This window comes from Thermophilibacter sp., from assembly GCF_966187215.1.
This window is the reverse complement of sequence record NZ_CBIFYV010000100.1, coordinates 1-13,559: the sequence shown is the minus strand read 5'-3', so window position 1 is coordinate 13,559 and position 13,559 is coordinate 1. Positions and strand designations below refer to the sequence as shown.

Annotated in this window: 16 protein-coding genes; 5 read left to right on the top strand and 11 right to left on the bottom strand. The window is 69.3% G+C overall.

Annotation, left to right across the window (positions count from 1 at the left end; translation table 11 throughout):
- Positions 1-85: 85 nt before the first annotated feature.
- From ACWTSU_RS08105 to ACWTSU_RS08095, 3 genes are all read right to left on the bottom strand, one after another.
- Positions 86-514, bottom strand: a complete 429-nt coding sequence (locus ACWTSU_RS08105; protein ID WP_455139556.1) for an FKBP-type peptidyl-prolyl cis-trans isomerase — start codon at positions 512-514, stop codon at positions 86-88.
- A 63-nt stretch (positions 515-577) separates the two neighbouring features.
- A complete protein-coding gene (locus tag ACWTSU_RS08100) occupies positions 578-1,696 on the bottom strand; it encodes a hypothetical protein (RefSeq protein WP_455139554.1) in 1,119 nt (372 codons plus the stop codon).
- A complete protein-coding gene (locus ACWTSU_RS08095; protein WP_455139552.1) occupies positions 1,693-2,043 on the bottom strand; it encodes a PadR family transcriptional regulator in 351 nt (116 codons plus the stop codon). The genes ACWTSU_RS08100 and ACWTSU_RS08095 overlap by 4 nt, the downstream gene beginning before the upstream one ends.
- Before the next feature lie 171 nt (positions 2,044-2,214).
- On the opposite strand from ACWTSU_RS08095, the gene murI reads away from it, so the two are divergent.
- Positions 2,215-2,994: a glutamate racemase gene (gene murI, locus ACWTSU_RS08090; protein ID WP_455139550.1), complete on the top strand. Its 780-nt coding sequence runs from the start codon at positions 2,215-2,217 to the stop codon at positions 2,992-2,994.
- A gap of 200 nt (positions 2,995-3,194) precedes the next feature.
- On the opposite strand, the gene ACWTSU_RS08085 is transcribed toward murI, so the two are convergent.
- The 7 genes from ACWTSU_RS08085 to ACWTSU_RS08055 all read right to left on the bottom strand — a co-directional run bounded on the left by ACWTSU_RS08085 (position 3,195) and on the right by ACWTSU_RS08055 (position 8,667).
- Positions 3,195-4,079 carry a DegV family protein gene (locus tag ACWTSU_RS08085; protein WP_455139548.1) on the bottom strand — a complete coding sequence of 295 codons (885 nt, stop codon included), beginning with the start codon at positions 4,077-4,079 and terminating at the stop codon, positions 3,195-3,197.
- A gap of 63 nt (positions 4,080-4,142) precedes the next feature.
- The gene (locus ACWTSU_RS08080; protein ID WP_455139546.1) at positions 4,143-5,426 is read right to left on the bottom strand and encodes an MFS transporter; all 1,284 of its coding nucleotides are present in this window, start codon (positions 5,424-5,426) and stop codon (positions 4,143-4,145) included.
- 66 nt (positions 5,427-5,492) lie between these two features.
- On the bottom strand, positions 5,493-5,957 hold the full coding sequence (locus ACWTSU_RS08075) for a DUF1893 domain-containing protein (RefSeq protein ID WP_455139544.1): 465 nt from the start codon (positions 5,955-5,957) through the stop codon (positions 5,493-5,495).
- Between the two features lie 188 nt (positions 5,958-6,145).
- On the bottom strand, positions 6,146-7,150 hold the full coding sequence (locus ACWTSU_RS08070) for a GGGtGRT protein (protein ID WP_455139542.1): 1,005 nt from the start codon (positions 7,148-7,150) through the stop codon (positions 6,146-6,148).
- 18 nt (positions 7,151-7,168) lie between these two features.
- Entirely contained in the window at positions 7,169-7,903 is a 735-nt protein-coding gene (locus tag ACWTSU_RS08065) for an iron-sulfur cluster assembly scaffold protein (protein ID WP_455139540.1), read from the bottom strand.
- Positions 7,904-8,094: 191 nt separating this feature from the next.
- Positions 8,095-8,391 (bottom strand): type II toxin-antitoxin system RelE/ParE family toxin, encoded by a 297-nt coding sequence (locus ACWTSU_RS08060; protein WP_455139538.1) that lies wholly within the window; start codon positions 8,389-8,391, stop codon positions 8,095-8,097.
- On the bottom strand, positions 8,392-8,667 hold the full coding sequence (locus ACWTSU_RS08055; RefSeq protein WP_455139536.1) for a type II toxin-antitoxin system RelB/DinJ family antitoxin: 276 nt from the start codon (positions 8,665-8,667) through the stop codon (positions 8,392-8,394).
- Between the two features lie 100 nt (positions 8,668-8,767).
- Here ACWTSU_RS08055 and ACWTSU_RS08050 point away from each other — a divergent pair, with 100 nt between their 5' ends.
- Both ACWTSU_RS08050 and nudC read left to right on the top strand, forming a co-directional pair.
- A complete protein-coding gene (locus tag ACWTSU_RS08050) occupies positions 8,768-9,712 on the top strand; it encodes a DMT family transporter (protein ID WP_455139534.1) in 945 nt (314 codons plus the stop codon).
- Positions 9,696-10,595 (top strand): NAD(+) diphosphatase, encoded by a 900-nt coding sequence (gene nudC, locus ACWTSU_RS08045; RefSeq protein WP_455139532.1) that lies wholly within the window; start codon positions 9,696-9,698, stop codon positions 10,593-10,595. The genes ACWTSU_RS08050 and nudC overlap by 17 nt, the downstream gene beginning before the upstream one ends.
- 30 nt (positions 10,596-10,625) lie before the next feature.
- Here nudC and ACWTSU_RS08040 read toward each other — a convergent pair whose 3' ends face one another.
- On the bottom strand, positions 10,626-11,447 hold the full coding sequence (locus ACWTSU_RS08040; RefSeq protein WP_455139530.1) for a Cof-type HAD-IIB family hydrolase: 822 nt from the start codon (positions 11,445-11,447) through the stop codon (positions 10,626-10,628).
- A gap of 202 nt (positions 11,448-11,649) precedes the next feature.
- On the opposite strand from ACWTSU_RS08040, the gene ACWTSU_RS08035 reads away from it, so the two are divergent.
- Both ACWTSU_RS08035 and ACWTSU_RS08030 read left to right on the top strand, forming a co-directional pair.
- The gene (locus tag ACWTSU_RS08035) at positions 11,650-11,775 is read left to right on the top strand and encodes a hypothetical protein (protein ID WP_455139528.1); all 126 of its coding nucleotides are present in this window, start codon (positions 11,650-11,652) and stop codon (positions 11,773-11,775) included.
- Positions 11,776-11,890: 115 nt separating this feature from the next.
- Complete coding sequence (locus ACWTSU_RS08030) at positions 11,891-13,426, top strand: 2-isopropylmalate synthase (protein WP_455139526.1); 1,536 nt, start codon at positions 11,891-11,893, stop codon at positions 13,424-13,426.
- The last annotated feature ends 133 nt before the right edge of the window (positions 13,427-13,559 follow it).

Sequence of the window (13,559 nt, the reverse complement as noted above, 5' to 3'; positions counted from 1 at the left end):
TGGTCGAGCCAAGCGGTATTGTCTACACCTCCGCCGCCCGGCCTCTAGATGCGTCAACGCCTTTGTCGGGGTGGTTTTGCCTCGGCTACTCCTCGACCTCGAGGAGCTCGATGTTGAAGTTGAGCGCCTTGCCGGCCATCTCGTGGTTCATGTCAAAGGTGATGGCGTCGCCGTCGACGGCGGCGACCACTGCCGGGAAGGGCTGGCCGGTGGGGGAGGCGAGCATCACGCGGTCTCCGGCCGAGAGCTTCTCGGCGCCGGGCATCTGCGCGAGGGGCACGGTCTGCACGAGCCGCTCGTCGCGCTCGCCGTAGGCCTCGGCGGGCTCGAGGCGCACGTCGACGACCTGGCCGACCTTCATCTCGCGCACGGCCTTGTCAAAGCCGGCGATCATCTGGCCGGCCATGCAGGTGAACTCCAGCGGCTCGCCGCGGTCGCGCGAGGAGTCGAACTTGGTGCCGTCGTCGAGCGTGCCCACGTAGTGGACCTTGACCTTCTTGCCCTCGTTGCTCATGGGTCTCCGTTTCGTCGGGTCGTGCGGTGCGACCCCTGATTCTGACAGATTGCGTCGGCCGCGTCAGTCGACGTCGGAGCTCTCCCAGATGGCGTCCCAGGCGTGCGTGCCCATGACCTGGTCGCGCAGGATGCCCCACTGGTCGGCGGTGAGCTGGTCGGTGCCGAGGGTGAGGCCGAGGATGCGCTCGACGGACGCGCGACGGAAGACGCGCAGGTCGCGGTCGTAGTCGTAGGGGTTGGTCTCCTCCTCCACGACGCGCACGGTGCTGACCTCGGGCGAGACGGCCATCGCGGCGACCACGTCGTAGACGAGCGCGCGGTCCACGCAGTCGTCGTCATAGGCCAGGGCGTCGCGGTTGTCGTAGGCGTAGGCGAGGTCGAGGGTGCCCGTGGCGGCGTCCCCCTGCGCCGAGGTGACGTAGGCGCCCAGCGGCAGCGACTGCATCATCTCGAGGAAGCGACCGTCGGAGGCCCCCATGCCCGCGTAGGGCGAGAGGGTCGAGACGTCGTGGGCGTAGACCTCGGCGTCGAGGCCGGTCGCGCCCTGGGCGCCGTAACCGTACCCGTTGCCGTTGCCGGCACCGCCCTGGGTACCGGTGCCGCCACTGTTGCTGCCGTTGCTGCCGTCGCCGCTCGTGCCGCCCTGGTTCGCGGTGCCCGTGCCGCCCTGGGTCCCGGTGCCCGTGCCGCTGCCGGTGGTCGCGGAGGGCGCCGTGACCTGGGTCACGTCCTCGCTGGTCTGCTGCGTGGCGCCGCGTCCGAACACGCCGAAGGCGACGGCGCTCGCCACGGCGACGACCACCAGCGCGCCGGCCACCACCGCCACGACGCGACCGACGCTCCAGCGCCGGCGGGCGGGCTCGGCCGGGGGCGGCGCGGCCGCGCCGACCGGCCCCGGCGCCGCCTCCGCCACGGCCGGGCGCGCAACGGTCTCGTCCGAGCCCGCGTCCTTCTCGCCTCCCGCGTCCCGTCCGGCGCCCATGACGTCGTCGACGCTGGTCACGGCCTCGCAGGTGCGGGCGTACGCCTCGTCCTCGCTCATGCCCCGGGCCACGTAGTCGTCGAAGCGCGCGACGAGGTTCCCGTAGATCTCCTCCTTGAGCTCGATGGTCTCCGCGTCGAGCGTGCGCCCCTCGAAGAGGTGCTCGACGTACATCCTGATGTCGCTCTTCCCGCTCATCGTGTGCCTCCGTCCTGACTGAGAAGTCGGTCGATGATGGTCCGGGCGCGCCTCCAGCGCCGCTTGGCCTCGGCCAGCTCCTCGCGGCCCGAACCGGTGATGTGGTAGTACTTGCGACGCGCCCCCTGGGTCTCGTCGCCCCAGTAGCTCTCAACGAGCCCCTGCCCCTCCAGGCGCTTGAGGCTCGTGTAGAGCGAGGGCTCCTTCATCTCGTACGAGCCCTGGCTGGCGTCGGCCACGTCCTTGAGGATCTCGTAGCCATAGGAGTCGCCGCCCGTCAGCGTGCAGAGCACGATCGCGTCGATGTTGCCCCGGATGAGGTCGCTCTCGGCATCCCGCGTCGCCATGGGTCACCTCCCTGTCCGCTGTTCCTGGTACGGCGAGTGTAGGGCAGATTACTATGTCTGTCGATATACTTTCTCAGAAATATAGTATCGACTGCCGATTACCCGCCGCATCGCGCCGCTCGCCGACGCCCCATGCGCTATCCTGAACCGGAGGTGGCGAAGGGAGGCGGCATGGCAGGGCGAGCGGACGGCTTCGTGGGGGTCTTCGACTCCGGCGTGGGTGGCATCAGCGTGCTGCGCTCGCTCGTGGCCGAGCTGCCGCACGAGGACTTCCGCTTCTTCGGCGACTCCGCACACGCCCCCTATGGCGAGAAGACCGAGTCCCAGGTGCTCGAGCTGGCCCGCGACATCGTGGGGCGCCTCCTCGACGAGGGCGCCAAGGCCATCGTGATCGCGTGCAACACGGCGACCTCCGTGGCCGCCGAGGTGCTGCGCGCCGCGCACCCCGACGTGCCGATCGTGGGCATCGAGCCCGCGCTCAAGCCCGCCGCGCTCGCGTTCCCGCACGGGCGCGTGGTCGTCATGGCCACGGAGGTCACGCTGCGCCTGGAGAAGTACCACGAGCTCGCGTCGCACTGGGGCGGTAGCTGCGAGGTCGTGGCCGTGCCCTGCCCGGGGCTGGCCGCGCGCATCGAGCGCGGGGGGCTCGACGAGCCGGACCTCACGGAGACGATCCGCGACCTGGTGGGGGAGTGGGCCGGGCGCGTCGACGCCGTGGTGCTGGGCTGTACGCACTACCCGTTCGTGCGGCGGCAGATCGCGACGGTGCTGGGGGATGGCGTGCGCTTCTTCGACGGCGGCGAGGGCACCGCGCGGCGGCTCGCCTCGCGCCTGCGAGAGACCGGCCTGCTCGCCGAGCGTGGGCGCCCCGGCCGCGTGGAGCTCGCCTCGAGCCTCAACACCCCCGAGGAGCTGGCGCTCTACCAGCGCTTCTACGAACTGCCGCTGTGACGGGGCCCGGTCGCGCCGCGCATCCCCTCACAAGTTGGGTGGTTTTTCTTGGACCCCTTGAGTAGCGGGTGAGCTGACATTCACAAACATGCAGGTAGGAAAAGGGCACCTCCCAAGTGATACTTGAGAGGCGCCTCTGAAACCGCCCAACTTGTGACGTGGAGTGCCAATTCGCGCCGTATTGAGGCCGCGCGGTGCCGTTACGCGCGCGGCTTGCCCCAGAAGAAGGTGGCCACGGTGCCCGGGCCGGTGTGGACGCCGATGGTGGCACCGATCGGGAAGATCTCGACCTTGCCGTCGAGGTTGGGGAAGGCCTCCTCGATGCGCCGCGCGACCTCGCGCGCGTCGTCGGCGCACTCGGATTGCGAGATGAAGCACTTGCCCGCGTAGCCCTCGCCGTCCTGCGCCAGCTCGCGCATCTTGTCGACCACGCGCGCGATGGCCTTGCGCTTGGTCCGGATCTTCTCCTTGACGGCGAGGGAGCCGTCGGGCGCCACGTCCATGACCGGGCAGATGTTGAGCATGCCGCCCACCAGGCCGGCCGCCTTGGAGATGCGCCCGCCGCGGATGAAGAACGTGAGGTCGGACGAGAAGAACCAGTGCTGGACCTCGAGCTTGTGCTCCTCGGTCCACGCGGCGAGCTCGTCGAGGCCCATCCCGGCGTCGCGCAGGTCGGCGAGCTTGTCCATGAGCAGGCCGTAGCCGGCGGAGGCGGCGAGCGAGTCGATGACGACGACGCGGCGGTCCGGGTACTTCTCGGCGAGCTGGTCGCGCGCGATGCAGGCGGAGTTGTAGGTGCTCGAGATGCCGGAGGAGAGCGTCACGTGCAGGACGTCTTTGCCCTCGGCGAGGAAGCGCTCGAAGTGGTCGGCGTAGTCGCCGGCGCTCACCTGCGAGGTCTTGGCGTCGGCGCCGGCGAGCATCTTGGCGTAGAGCTCGGCCGGCGAGTTGGTGGCGCCAAAGTCGTCCTTGCAGGGCTCGCCGTTCAGGAAGTAGTTGAAGTAGACGTAGGCGATGTCGCGCCGCTCGAGCCACTCGCGCGTGAGGTCTGCGGTGGAGCAGCAGCTGAGAACGAAGTCGGACATGGGACCTCCTCGGGTCGTTTGGCTGCGTTCAGGATAGCGCAAAGCGTGACCGGGCGATTCGATTCAGCCCTCCCGCGGAGTGGTGTCGCGACTCGCGGCATCCCTGGAGGCGCGGCGCTCCTCGTCGGCCAGGGCGCGCACCTCGTCGCGGCGCACGAGGGCGATGCCGACCGGCGTGAGGGCCACGAGCGCGCTCGCGGCTAGGAGCGCCCCCTGCACGCCGAGCGCTCGGGCGAGCGTGGGGGCGGCGAGCAGCGGGACCACGCCCGCGATGTTGTTGCCGAAGAGCATGACCGCGTTCACGCGGCCGATTGCGTCGAGCGGGGCATGGGTCTGCACGAGCGTCGAGTTGAGGGGCATGAGCATCCCAAAGGCGCACCCGAGCAGCACCTGGCCTGCGCAGGCAACGCCGACCCAGGGCGTGGCCACGTACAGCACGCAGCCGGCGCCCTGCGCGAAGAGCAGCGCGAGCAGGGTGCGCACGGTGGCGTGGCGCGCCGGAAGGCGCATCGCCGCGAGCGACCCCACGACGCCGCCCACGCCCGCCGCGGCCGAGAGCCAGCCCATCCACTCGACGCCCACGTGCAGGACGTCGCGGTAGTAGAGCGACTCGAGCGGGTCGAAGGCGCCGTAGCCGAAGAAGGAGAGGAAGCACGTCCAGAAGAGCAGCGTGAGCGCGGGGGTCGCGAAGACCGTGCTGAAGCCCGCGGAGAGCGCCACCTGGCCGTCACCGTCGTCGCTGCCGGGACGCTCCGCCCGCGCGTCGCGAGCGGGTCGGAAGCCGAGGGCCGGCACGACCGAGAGCGCCGCGCAGACGCCGAGCAGCCAGAAGACCGCGCTCGTCGAGAACGCTGCTGCGAGCGCCCCGCCGAGCAGCGGCCCCACGACGATGGCGACGTTGGACACCGTGTAGATGGCGGCGTTCACGCGCTGGAGCTCGCCCGGGTCGTCGGTGAGGTAGGCGGGGAACGCCTTGGCGACGAGGTCCGCCATGCCCACGCCAAAGCCGAGCAGCGAGGCACCGACGAGCACGCCCTCCACACTTCCCGACAGGGGCGTGAAGACGACGGCGGCCCCCACGAGCGCGGCGACCACGAGCGCGAAGTAGCGGCGCGGGCCCATGCGGTCGAGCAGCGTGCCGCCGACGTTGGAGCCCGCGATGAGGAAGAGGTTGAGCAGCGCGACGCCGAGGGCGTTGTCGCCCACGCCGCCGTCGAGCGCGTAGGTGAGGGTGCCGACGACGCCGATGAAGTAGGCGCACTGGACGCCGAGGTAGACGAACAGGCGCATGAGGACGAGCCGCACCGCCATGGGCGAGAGGGCTCGCAAGCGAGCGAGCAGCGACACGTCACGCTCCAATCGAGAGGGGCCGCGGAATCGGCAGGCGCGGCGCGCGGCGTCGCGCCCTCTCGTTTAGCGGGACTGCGGCGCGGAGAAGAGCGCGCGGGCCTTCTCGCCCAGGACGCGCACGGCCTCGTAGGGGTCGAAGACGTCGGTCACGGCGTCGTCCATGGGGCACTGACCGTCGCGCGCACGGTTCTGGATGTGGGGCACGAGCTCGTCATAGCTCGTGGCGACGCCGGCGCAGAGCAGCACGGCGCGACCAGTCCAGCTCATGACCGGCGAGAAGACTGCGGCGGGCCCGAGCGCCGCGTACAGCAGCGCCGGCGCCTTGCCCACGACCTTGTCCGCCACCGAGAAGCCCGTGAGGTCGCGGCCCTCGCGCACCCAGGCGAGCAGCGGCTTGATGCCGCGCTCGGTGCAGCGGATCACCTCGTCTCCGCGGACGGCCACGAGCGTGGCCTCGGGGTCGGCCACGAGCAGCGCGCGGGCAAGCTCGAGGTCTGCGGCGGTGACGGGGAGGGTGGCGACGGCCATGGCAGGTCCTCTCGACGGAAGACGGCGTTCCAAGAGGGGAGATTAGCACATTCCTTCTCCACGTCTCGGCACATTTGGGGGACTTCATGCGCAGATTTCGTGCGCTCGCCGAGCACGAGCCGCCGCACGCCGAAAAAAGGGCCGCCACCCGAGGGTGACGGCCCGAAGTCGCGTATGGCGCGGGGTCGCTAGCCGTTAAGGGCGGCGTTGACGGCCACGGCGCAGGCGACGGTCGCACCGACCATGGGGTTGTTGCCCATGCCGATGAGGCCCATCATGTCCACGTGCGCGGGCACCGAGGAGGAGCCGGCGAACTGGGCATCGGAGTGCATGCGGCCCATGGTGTCGGTCATGCCGTAGGAGGCGGGGCCGGCGGCCATGTTGTCCGGGTGCAGCGTGCGGCCGGTGCCGCCGCCGGAGGCCACGGAGAAGTACTTCTTGCCAGCCTCGAGGCGCTCCTTCTTGTAGGTGCCGGCCACGGGGTGCTGGAAGCGCGTGGGGTTGGTGGAGTTGCCGGTGATCGAGATGTCGACGTTCTCGTGCCACATGATGGCAACGCCCTCGCGGACGTCATCGGCGCCGTAGCAGTTGACCTCGGCGCGCGGGCCGTCGGAGTACGGGATGGTCTCCACGACGTGCAGCTCGCCGGTGAAGTAGTCGAACTGGGTCTTCACGTAGGTGAAGCCGTTGATGCGGGCGATGATCTGGGCGGCGTCCTTGCCCAGGCCGTTGAGGATGACGCGCAGCGGCTTCTTGCGGGCCTTGTTGGCGTTCATCGCGATGCCGATGGCGCCCTCGGCGGCCGCGAAGGACTCGTGGCCGGCCAGGAACGCGAAGCACTCGGTGTCCTCGCCGAGCAGCATGGCGCCCAGGTTGCCGTGGCCCAGGCCGACCTTGCGGTCCTCGGCGACGGAGCCGGGCACGCAGAAGGCCTGCAGGCCCTGGCCGATGATCGAGGCGGCGTCAGAGGCGCTCTTGGCGCCCTGCTTGATGGCGAGCGCGCAGCCCAGGGTGTAGGCCCACTTGGCGTTCTCGAACGCGATGGACTGGGTGTCGGCGACGATCTGGCGGGGGTCGATGCCCTTGTCCTCGCAGATCTGCAGGGCCTCCTCGAGGGAGGAGATGCCGTTCTCAGCGAGGCACTTGTTGATCTTGTCGATGCGGCGCTCGTAGCCCTCAAACGTAACAGCCATCAGAGTATCCCTCCCTTTCTACTCGTGAACCGGGAACGAGGACTCAACGGTGTGGGTCTCCTCGTCCGTGCGCGGATCGATGTACTTGACGGCGTTGTCCCACTGGCCGTAGTGGCCCATGGCGCCCTGGATGGCGTCCTCGGGGGTCTTGCCGGCCTTGAGGGCGTCGGTGAACTTGCCGAGGTTCAGGAACTCGAACGCGATGATCTCGTTCTTGTCGTTGAGGGCGAGGCGGGTCACGTAGCCCTGGGTGAGCTCGAGGTAGCGGGCGCCCTTGGCCTTGGTGCCGTAGGTGGTGCCCACCATGGAGCGCAGGCCCTTGCCGAGGTCGTCGAGGCCAGTGCCCACGGGCAGGCCGTCCTCGGAGAAGGCGGTCTGGGTGCGGCCGTAGACGATCTGGAGGAACAGCTCGCGCATGGCGACGTTGATAGCGTCGCAGACGAGGTCGGTGTTGAGGGCCTCGAGGATGGTCTTGCCGGGCAGGATCTCGGCGGCCATGGCGGCGGAGTGGGTCATGCCCGAGCAGCCGATGGTCTCGACGAGGGCCTCCTCGATGACGCCGTTCTTGACGTTGAGGCTCAGCTTGCACGCGCCCTGCTGCGGCGCGCACCAGCCCACACCGTGGGTGTAGCCGGAGATGTCAGAGATCTCCTTGGCCTGGACCCACTTGCCCTCCTCGGGGATGGGCGCGGGGCCGTGATATGCGCCCTTGGCAACGGGGCACATATTCTCGACTTCTGCGGAATACTGCATGTAGTGCTCCTCTCCGTGACTCTCTGCCGGCGTGCGCCGGCGCGAACGTGCCGACCCCCTCAGGTCGGGCAGAGGCGTGTGGTGGCCAAAACGGCCAGCCCGCTCCCTAGTTTACGGCAAAACGGGCGGGCGAGAAGGGCGGAGCGTTCGCAAAGTCGCCTTCTTCCTGACAGCCTTCGTCGCTCCTCCGGTCAGCGGAAGATCTCGTCGTGCGTCCCGGTGCGCTGAAAGACCGCGAGCCCGTCGCGCACGGTCCAGACGAGCAGCCAGTCGCCGACGTTGCAGACGTGGCACTCGTTTGCGCCCGCCCAGGCGCCCGAGAGCCGGTGCATGTTGTGGCGGCGCACGAGCTCCTGGAGCGACGCGAGCGTGTTGGCGCAGATGAGGTCAAAGACCTCACGGAACGAGGTGAGGTCGACCCCTCTTTTTGCAAGGCGCTTGTAGTCTTTCTTGAACTTCGGGGCATATTGAGGTCGCAGACGGGCCACCTACGCCTCCAGGGACTCGATCATATCCGTCACGGAGTCGTACCCCGCGACCTCGCCGCGGGCGTGGGCGGCGAAGATCTCCTCGGTCTCTCGGATGGCCTCGAGGGACTCGTCGTTGGGTTGGCGGCCGTCAAAGGTGATGGGGATCGAGTCGGTGCGGACCATGTAGGTCCAGAACGCGCGCGTCACGCTCGCGAGGTCGAGCCCGAAGCTCTTGGCCACGGCGGCGGCCTTCTCCTTGAGGTCCTCGTCCACGCGGATGGCATAGCTGGTCATGTCTCTTCTCCTTATGTATGATGTACGTATAACAATATATTACTCACATCGCATAATGTTATACAGAGCAAAGAGCCAGGCCTTGCTATAATCGCGACCCATGAGCAACGAGAGGAACATCGCGCGCCCGCGCGCCGGGCTGCCCGGCTGGGGCTGGAAGCTCGCCCTGGCGGGGTGCGCCGCCATCTGGGGCGGCTCGTTCGTGGTCATGAAGGACACGCTCGACTCGATCGAGCCGGCGTGGCTGATGACCATACGGTTCCTCCTGGCGTCCGTGGTGGTGGGCGCGCTCTTCTGGCGGCGCCTGCGCGACAACCTGGACGCGAGCCATCTCGCCATGGGCGCGCTGCTCGGCCTGGCGTGGGGCACGGCATACGTGGTCCAGAACATCGGCCTGGATGACACCACCCCCGGCCGCAACGCCTTCCTCACGGCCACCTATTGCGTGATGACGCCGTTTCTCAACTGGGTCGTGGCGCGGCGACGCCCGGGGCTGACCAACGTGGTCGCGGCGCTTCTCGCCATCGTGGGCGTGGGGCTGGTGGCCCTGGGCGACGACCTGTCGCTCGCCATGAGCCGCGGTGACTGGCTCACGCTCGTGGGGGCGTTCTTCTTCGCCGTGCACATCGTGCTGGTGGCGCGCTTCTCGTCGGTGCACGATGTGATGACGCTCACGGTGGTGCAGCTCGTGGTGGGCGCGCTCGTGGCGCTGGTCACGGCGCTCGCGCTGGGGGAGACGCCGCCCGCGCCCGAGACCTTTGCCAACCCCGACGTGCTCGTCTCGCTGGCGTACCTGGTGCTGCTGTCGTCGTGCGTGTGCACGGTGCTGCAGAACGTGGGCCAGGCGCACGTCCCACCCGCGCAGGCGTCGCTGCTGCTGTCGCTCGAGAGCGTCTTCGCGGTGGTGGCGAGCGTGCTGTTCTACCACGAGCTGGTGACGCCGCGCATCGCCGCGGGCTTTGGGACGATCTTCGTGGCCGTGCTCGTGAGCGAGCTTCTGGGCGGGCGCCGGCGGAAGGGAGCCGAGGATGATCCACGAGCTTGACGCCGCGCACGCGCTCGACAACCACTTCGAGCCGTGCGCGCCGCGCCCCGAGGACTACCTGCTGCACTTTTCGGACGGCGCGTGCCTGGCGCGCGTGACGCACGTGGGTGGCTCCGACGCGGATGCCGGCGACTCGGGCGAGGTCTTCGAGCTGCCGCGCGCGGCCGACTACCGGCGCCGCCCGGCCCGCGTGACATATCTGTTCTCCCTGGGCGAGCTGCGGTTCTTCCTGGTGCTCGACGAGCGGGTGGGCGCGCCGGAGGGCTTCTCGTACGAGTCCGTGAGCTGGCTGCGCCGCGCCGAGCCGCAGCACCTGCTCTTTGCCGCCGCCACGGCCGCGCAGCTCGATAGGTGGTACCGCGCCAACCGCTTCTGCGGGCGCTGCGGCCACCGCACCCAGCTCGCGCCCAAGAGCCGCGAGATCGTGTGCCCGAGCTGCGCGCAGATCGTCTACCCCAAGATCTGCCCCGGCGTCATCTGCGCCGTCATCGACCGCACGGACGATCCGGCCGACGACCGCATCGTGCTCACGCGCTACGCCGGGCGCACCACGGCGCTCTGGGCGCTCGTGGCCGGCTTCACCGAGATCGGCGAGCCGCTCGAGGACACCGTGCGCCGCGAGGTGATGGAGGAGGTCGGCCTGCGCGTCCGCAACCTTCGCTTCTACAAGAGCCAGCCCTGGGGCTTCACCGACACGCTGCTCGCCGGCTTCTGGTGCGAGGTCGACGGCGACCCCGCCATCCGCGTGGACCGCAGCGAGCTCAAGGAGGCGCGCTGGTTCCGCCGCGACGAGGTGCCGCTGGAGCGCACCGGCGACCGTACGAGCCTCACCGGTGAGATGATCGAGCGCTTCCGCACGATGGGCCGCGCCGCCTGGGAGTAGCGGGCGAGAAGGGCGGCGCTCCAAGAGCCCCTACGCCCCCAGCACGAACCTCTCGATGGCCTCGGCGACGGCGCCGGCGTTGTTGTCGAGCCCGCAGACGTAGTCAGCGGCGGCCTTGGCCTCGGCGGTCGCATTGGCCACGGCCACCCCGAGCCCCGCGTCGCGGATCATCGGGACGTCGTTGGAGTTGTCGCCGATGGCCATGGTCTCGTCGCGCGGCACGCCCAGGCGGCGGGCCAGCTCGAGCAGGCCGGCGCCCTTGCTCACGCCCGGCGCGTTGAACTCCAGGTAGCGGTTGGAGGAGTAGCAGACCTCGAGGCCGTCGGTGACGCCCGCGGCGGCCAGCTCCCGCTGCGCCCGGTGCAGCACCTCCGCGTCCAGGCTCATGAAGAGCAGCTTGACCACGGGCCTCTCGCCCATGAAGGCAAGCGTGGGCTCGGCGGTCTCCACGATCTCCATGCGGCCCTCCACGTAGGCGCGCTCCTCGGGCCAGAAGTTGCGGATGTAGACGGTCTCGAGCGCGTAGACGTGCATGCAGAGGTCGTGCTCCACGCCGTAGGCATAGAGGGCAGCGGCGGTGGCGCGCGGCAGCGAGCAGCTGGTGAGCGGGCACATGTCGGCGTTCTCGGTGATGACGCCGCCGTTGAACGAGATCACGTACTCGCCGCTCTGGCCGTAGAGCCCCAGCTCGCGCAGGACGCCGCCGGCCGAGACGTACGGGCGTCCCGTTGAGACCACGAAGCGCGCGCCGCGCTCGCGGGCGGCGGCCACGGCAGCGCGCACGCGCTCGGGGATGCGCCCGGCGTCGTCGAGCAGGGTCTCGTCAAGGTCGCAGGCGATGATGCGGTACATGGGTTCCTCTCGGTCGCTCTTGGTCGCGGCGGTTCGGCGCGTGCGCCGGGGCCATTGTAGCGACCCGTCACGCCCGCGGACGGGCCGCTCGCGGAACCGTTTGTTTCGGTTACAAAACCATTTCACAAGCCGCGCGCGCGTTGTGCCATAGTGCGCACCAATCGCGTCCGGCGGGGACGCGCGACCTTCGAGGAGGCTCGGCATGGTACGGCATGAGGCTGCTGACGCGAAAGTCTTCGGGTGCGCTCGCGCGCTCGAGCTTCTCGGCGGCCGGGGCCTGCTGCTGGACGCCTCCCTTCGACTTACCAAGCTAGCCGGCGCGCGCTAGGTCACGCACACCCAGCGCGCGTCACCGTGCCGTCGTCCCGTGGGGGCGTCGGCACGTTCTTTTGGCAGCCGCCGCACCCGCCGACCCCCTGGGGGCAGAGGAGAAAGGCACGCACATGACCAGGAAGATCCACATCTTTGACACCACGCTGCGCGACGGCGAGCAGTCGCCGGGCGCCTCGATGAACACCGAGGAGAAGCTCGTCGTGGCCCAGGAGCTCATCCGCATGGGCGTCGACGTCATCGAGGCGGGCTTCCCCATCTCGAGTCCGGGCGACTTCCGCTCCGTTCAGGAGATCGGCCGGCTGGCCGGCGACTCCTGCGTGGTCTGCGGCCTCACGCGCGCCGTGGACAAGGACATCGACCGCGCCGCCGAGGCTCTCAAGACCGCCAAGCGCCCGCGCATCCACACGGGCCTGGGCGTCTCGCCGAGCCACCTCAAGGAGAAGCTCCGCATCACCGAGGAGGAGTGCATCGAGCGCGCCACGCACTGCGTGAAGTACGCCAAGCAGTACGTGGACGACGTGGAGTTCTACGCCGAGGACGCCGGCCGTGCCGACCAGGACTTCCTGATCCGCGTCATCCAGGCCGCCGTCAACGCGGGCGCCACCGTGGTCAACATCCCTGACACCACCGGCTACCAGCTGCCCGAGGACTTCGGCGCGCGCATCAAGAGCCTCGCCGACAACGTCATCGGCATCGAGAACGTCATCATCTCCGTGCACACCCACAACGACCTGGGCATGGCCACGGCGCTCGCGCTGCAGGGCGTCAAGAACGGCGCCCGCCAGATCGAGTGCACGATCAACGGCCTGGGCGAGCGCGCCGGCAACACCGCGCTCGAGGAGGTCGTCATGGCCATCAAGATGCACGGCGACGAGCTGGACGCCCACACCGACATCGTGACCACCGAGCTCACCCGCGCGAGCCACCTCGTGAGCCGCATCACGGGCATGAACGTGCAGGCCAACAAGGCCATCGTGGGCGCCAACGCCTTCGCGCACAGCTCCGGCATCCACCAGGACGGCGTCCTCAAGGCGCGCGACACCTACGAGATCATCGACCCGGCCGACGTGGGCGCCGCCGGCTCCGAGATCATCCTCTCGGCCCGCTCCGGCCACGCCGCCCTGCGCCACCGCCTCTCCGAGCTGGGCTACACCTTCGACGACGCCGAGTTCGACGAGATCTACGAGCGCTTCCTGGAGATCGCCGACCAGAAGAAGGAGGTCTACGACGAGGACCTCGAGTCGATGGTCCAGGAGCGCCAGCGCGACGTGGCCGCCGTCTACACCCTCGACGCCCTGCAGGTCTCCTGCGGCGACCCGCTGATCCCCACGGCCACGGCCACGATCACCGACGAGCTGGGCGTCAAGCACGTGGTGGCAGCCACCGGCACCGGCCCCGTCGACGCTGCCTACCAGGCGGTCGACAAGGTCGTGGCAGTCCACGGTGACCTCGCGGAGTTCTCGATCAAGGCCATCACGCGCGGTATCGACGCGATCGGCGAGGTCACGGTCCGCATCACGGCCGACGACGGCCGCGTCTACACCGGCCGCGGCGCCGACACCGACATCATCGTCTCGAGCGCCAAGGCCTACGTGAACGCCATCAACCGCATGATCCAGACCACGCGCTCGAAGGAGGGCAAGTAGTCCGGTCGTTCGGGGGCGAGGCATTTCTCCCCAGCTCACTTCGCTACGCTCAGAAGTCGCTGGGCGAGAAAAACCTCGCCCCCGAACGACCTGCGTTACCGTCGCTGAGCGCGTGGTCCCCTGCGTTCGCGGC

Excerpts from the sequence above, each read along its gene's own strand:
- ACWTSU_RS08105 (WP_455139556.1), bottom strand. The coding sequence starts at position 514 with ATGAGCAACGAGGGCAAGAAGGTCAAGGTCCACTACGTGGGCACGCTC.
- ACWTSU_RS08100 (WP_455139554.1), bottom strand. The coding sequence starts at position 1,696 with ATGAGCGGGAAGAGCGACATCAGGATGTACGTCGAGCACCTCTTCGAG.
- ACWTSU_RS08095 (WP_455139552.1), bottom strand. The coding sequence starts at position 2,043 with ATGGCGACGCGGGATGCCGAGAGCGACCTCATCCGGGGCAACATCGAC.
- murI (WP_455139550.1), top strand. The coding sequence starts at position 2,215 with ATGGCAGGGCGAGCGGACGGCTTCGTGGGGGTCTTCGACTCCGGCGTG.
- ACWTSU_RS08085 (WP_455139548.1), bottom strand. The coding sequence starts at position 4,079 with ATGTCCGACTTCGTTCTCAGCTGCTGCTCCACCGCAGACCTCACGCGC.
- ACWTSU_RS08075 (WP_455139544.1), bottom strand. The coding sequence starts at position 5,957 with ATGGCCGTCGCCACCCTCCCCGTCACCGCCGCAGACCTCGAGCTTGCC.
- ACWTSU_RS08070 (WP_455139542.1), bottom strand. The coding sequence starts at position 7,150 with ATGGCTGTTACGTTTGAGGGCTACGAGCGCCGCATCGACAAGATCAAC.
- ACWTSU_RS08065 (WP_455139540.1), bottom strand. The coding sequence starts at position 7,903 with ATGCAGTATTCCGCAGAAGTCGAGAATATGTGCCCCGTTGCCAAGGGC.
- ACWTSU_RS08055 (WP_455139536.1), bottom strand. The coding sequence starts at position 8,667 with ATGACCAGCTATGCCATCCGCGTGGACGAGGACCTCAAGGAGAAGGCC.
- ACWTSU_RS08050 (WP_455139534.1), top strand. The coding sequence starts at position 8,768 with ATGAGCAACGAGAGGAACATCGCGCGCCCGCGCGCCGGGCTGCCCGGC.
- nudC (WP_455139532.1), top strand. The coding sequence starts at position 9,696 with ATGATCCACGAGCTTGACGCCGCGCACGCGCTCGACAACCACTTCGAG.
- ACWTSU_RS08040 (WP_455139530.1), bottom strand. The coding sequence starts at position 11,447 with ATGTACCGCATCATCGCCTGCGACCTTGACGAGACCCTGCTCGACGAC.
- ACWTSU_RS08035 (WP_455139528.1), top strand. The coding sequence starts at position 11,650 with ATGGTACGGCATGAGGCTGCTGACGCGAAAGTCTTCGGGTGCGCTCGC.
- ACWTSU_RS08030 (WP_455139526.1), top strand. The coding sequence starts at position 11,891 with ATGACCAGGAAGATCCACATCTTTGACACCACGCTGCGCGACGGCGAG.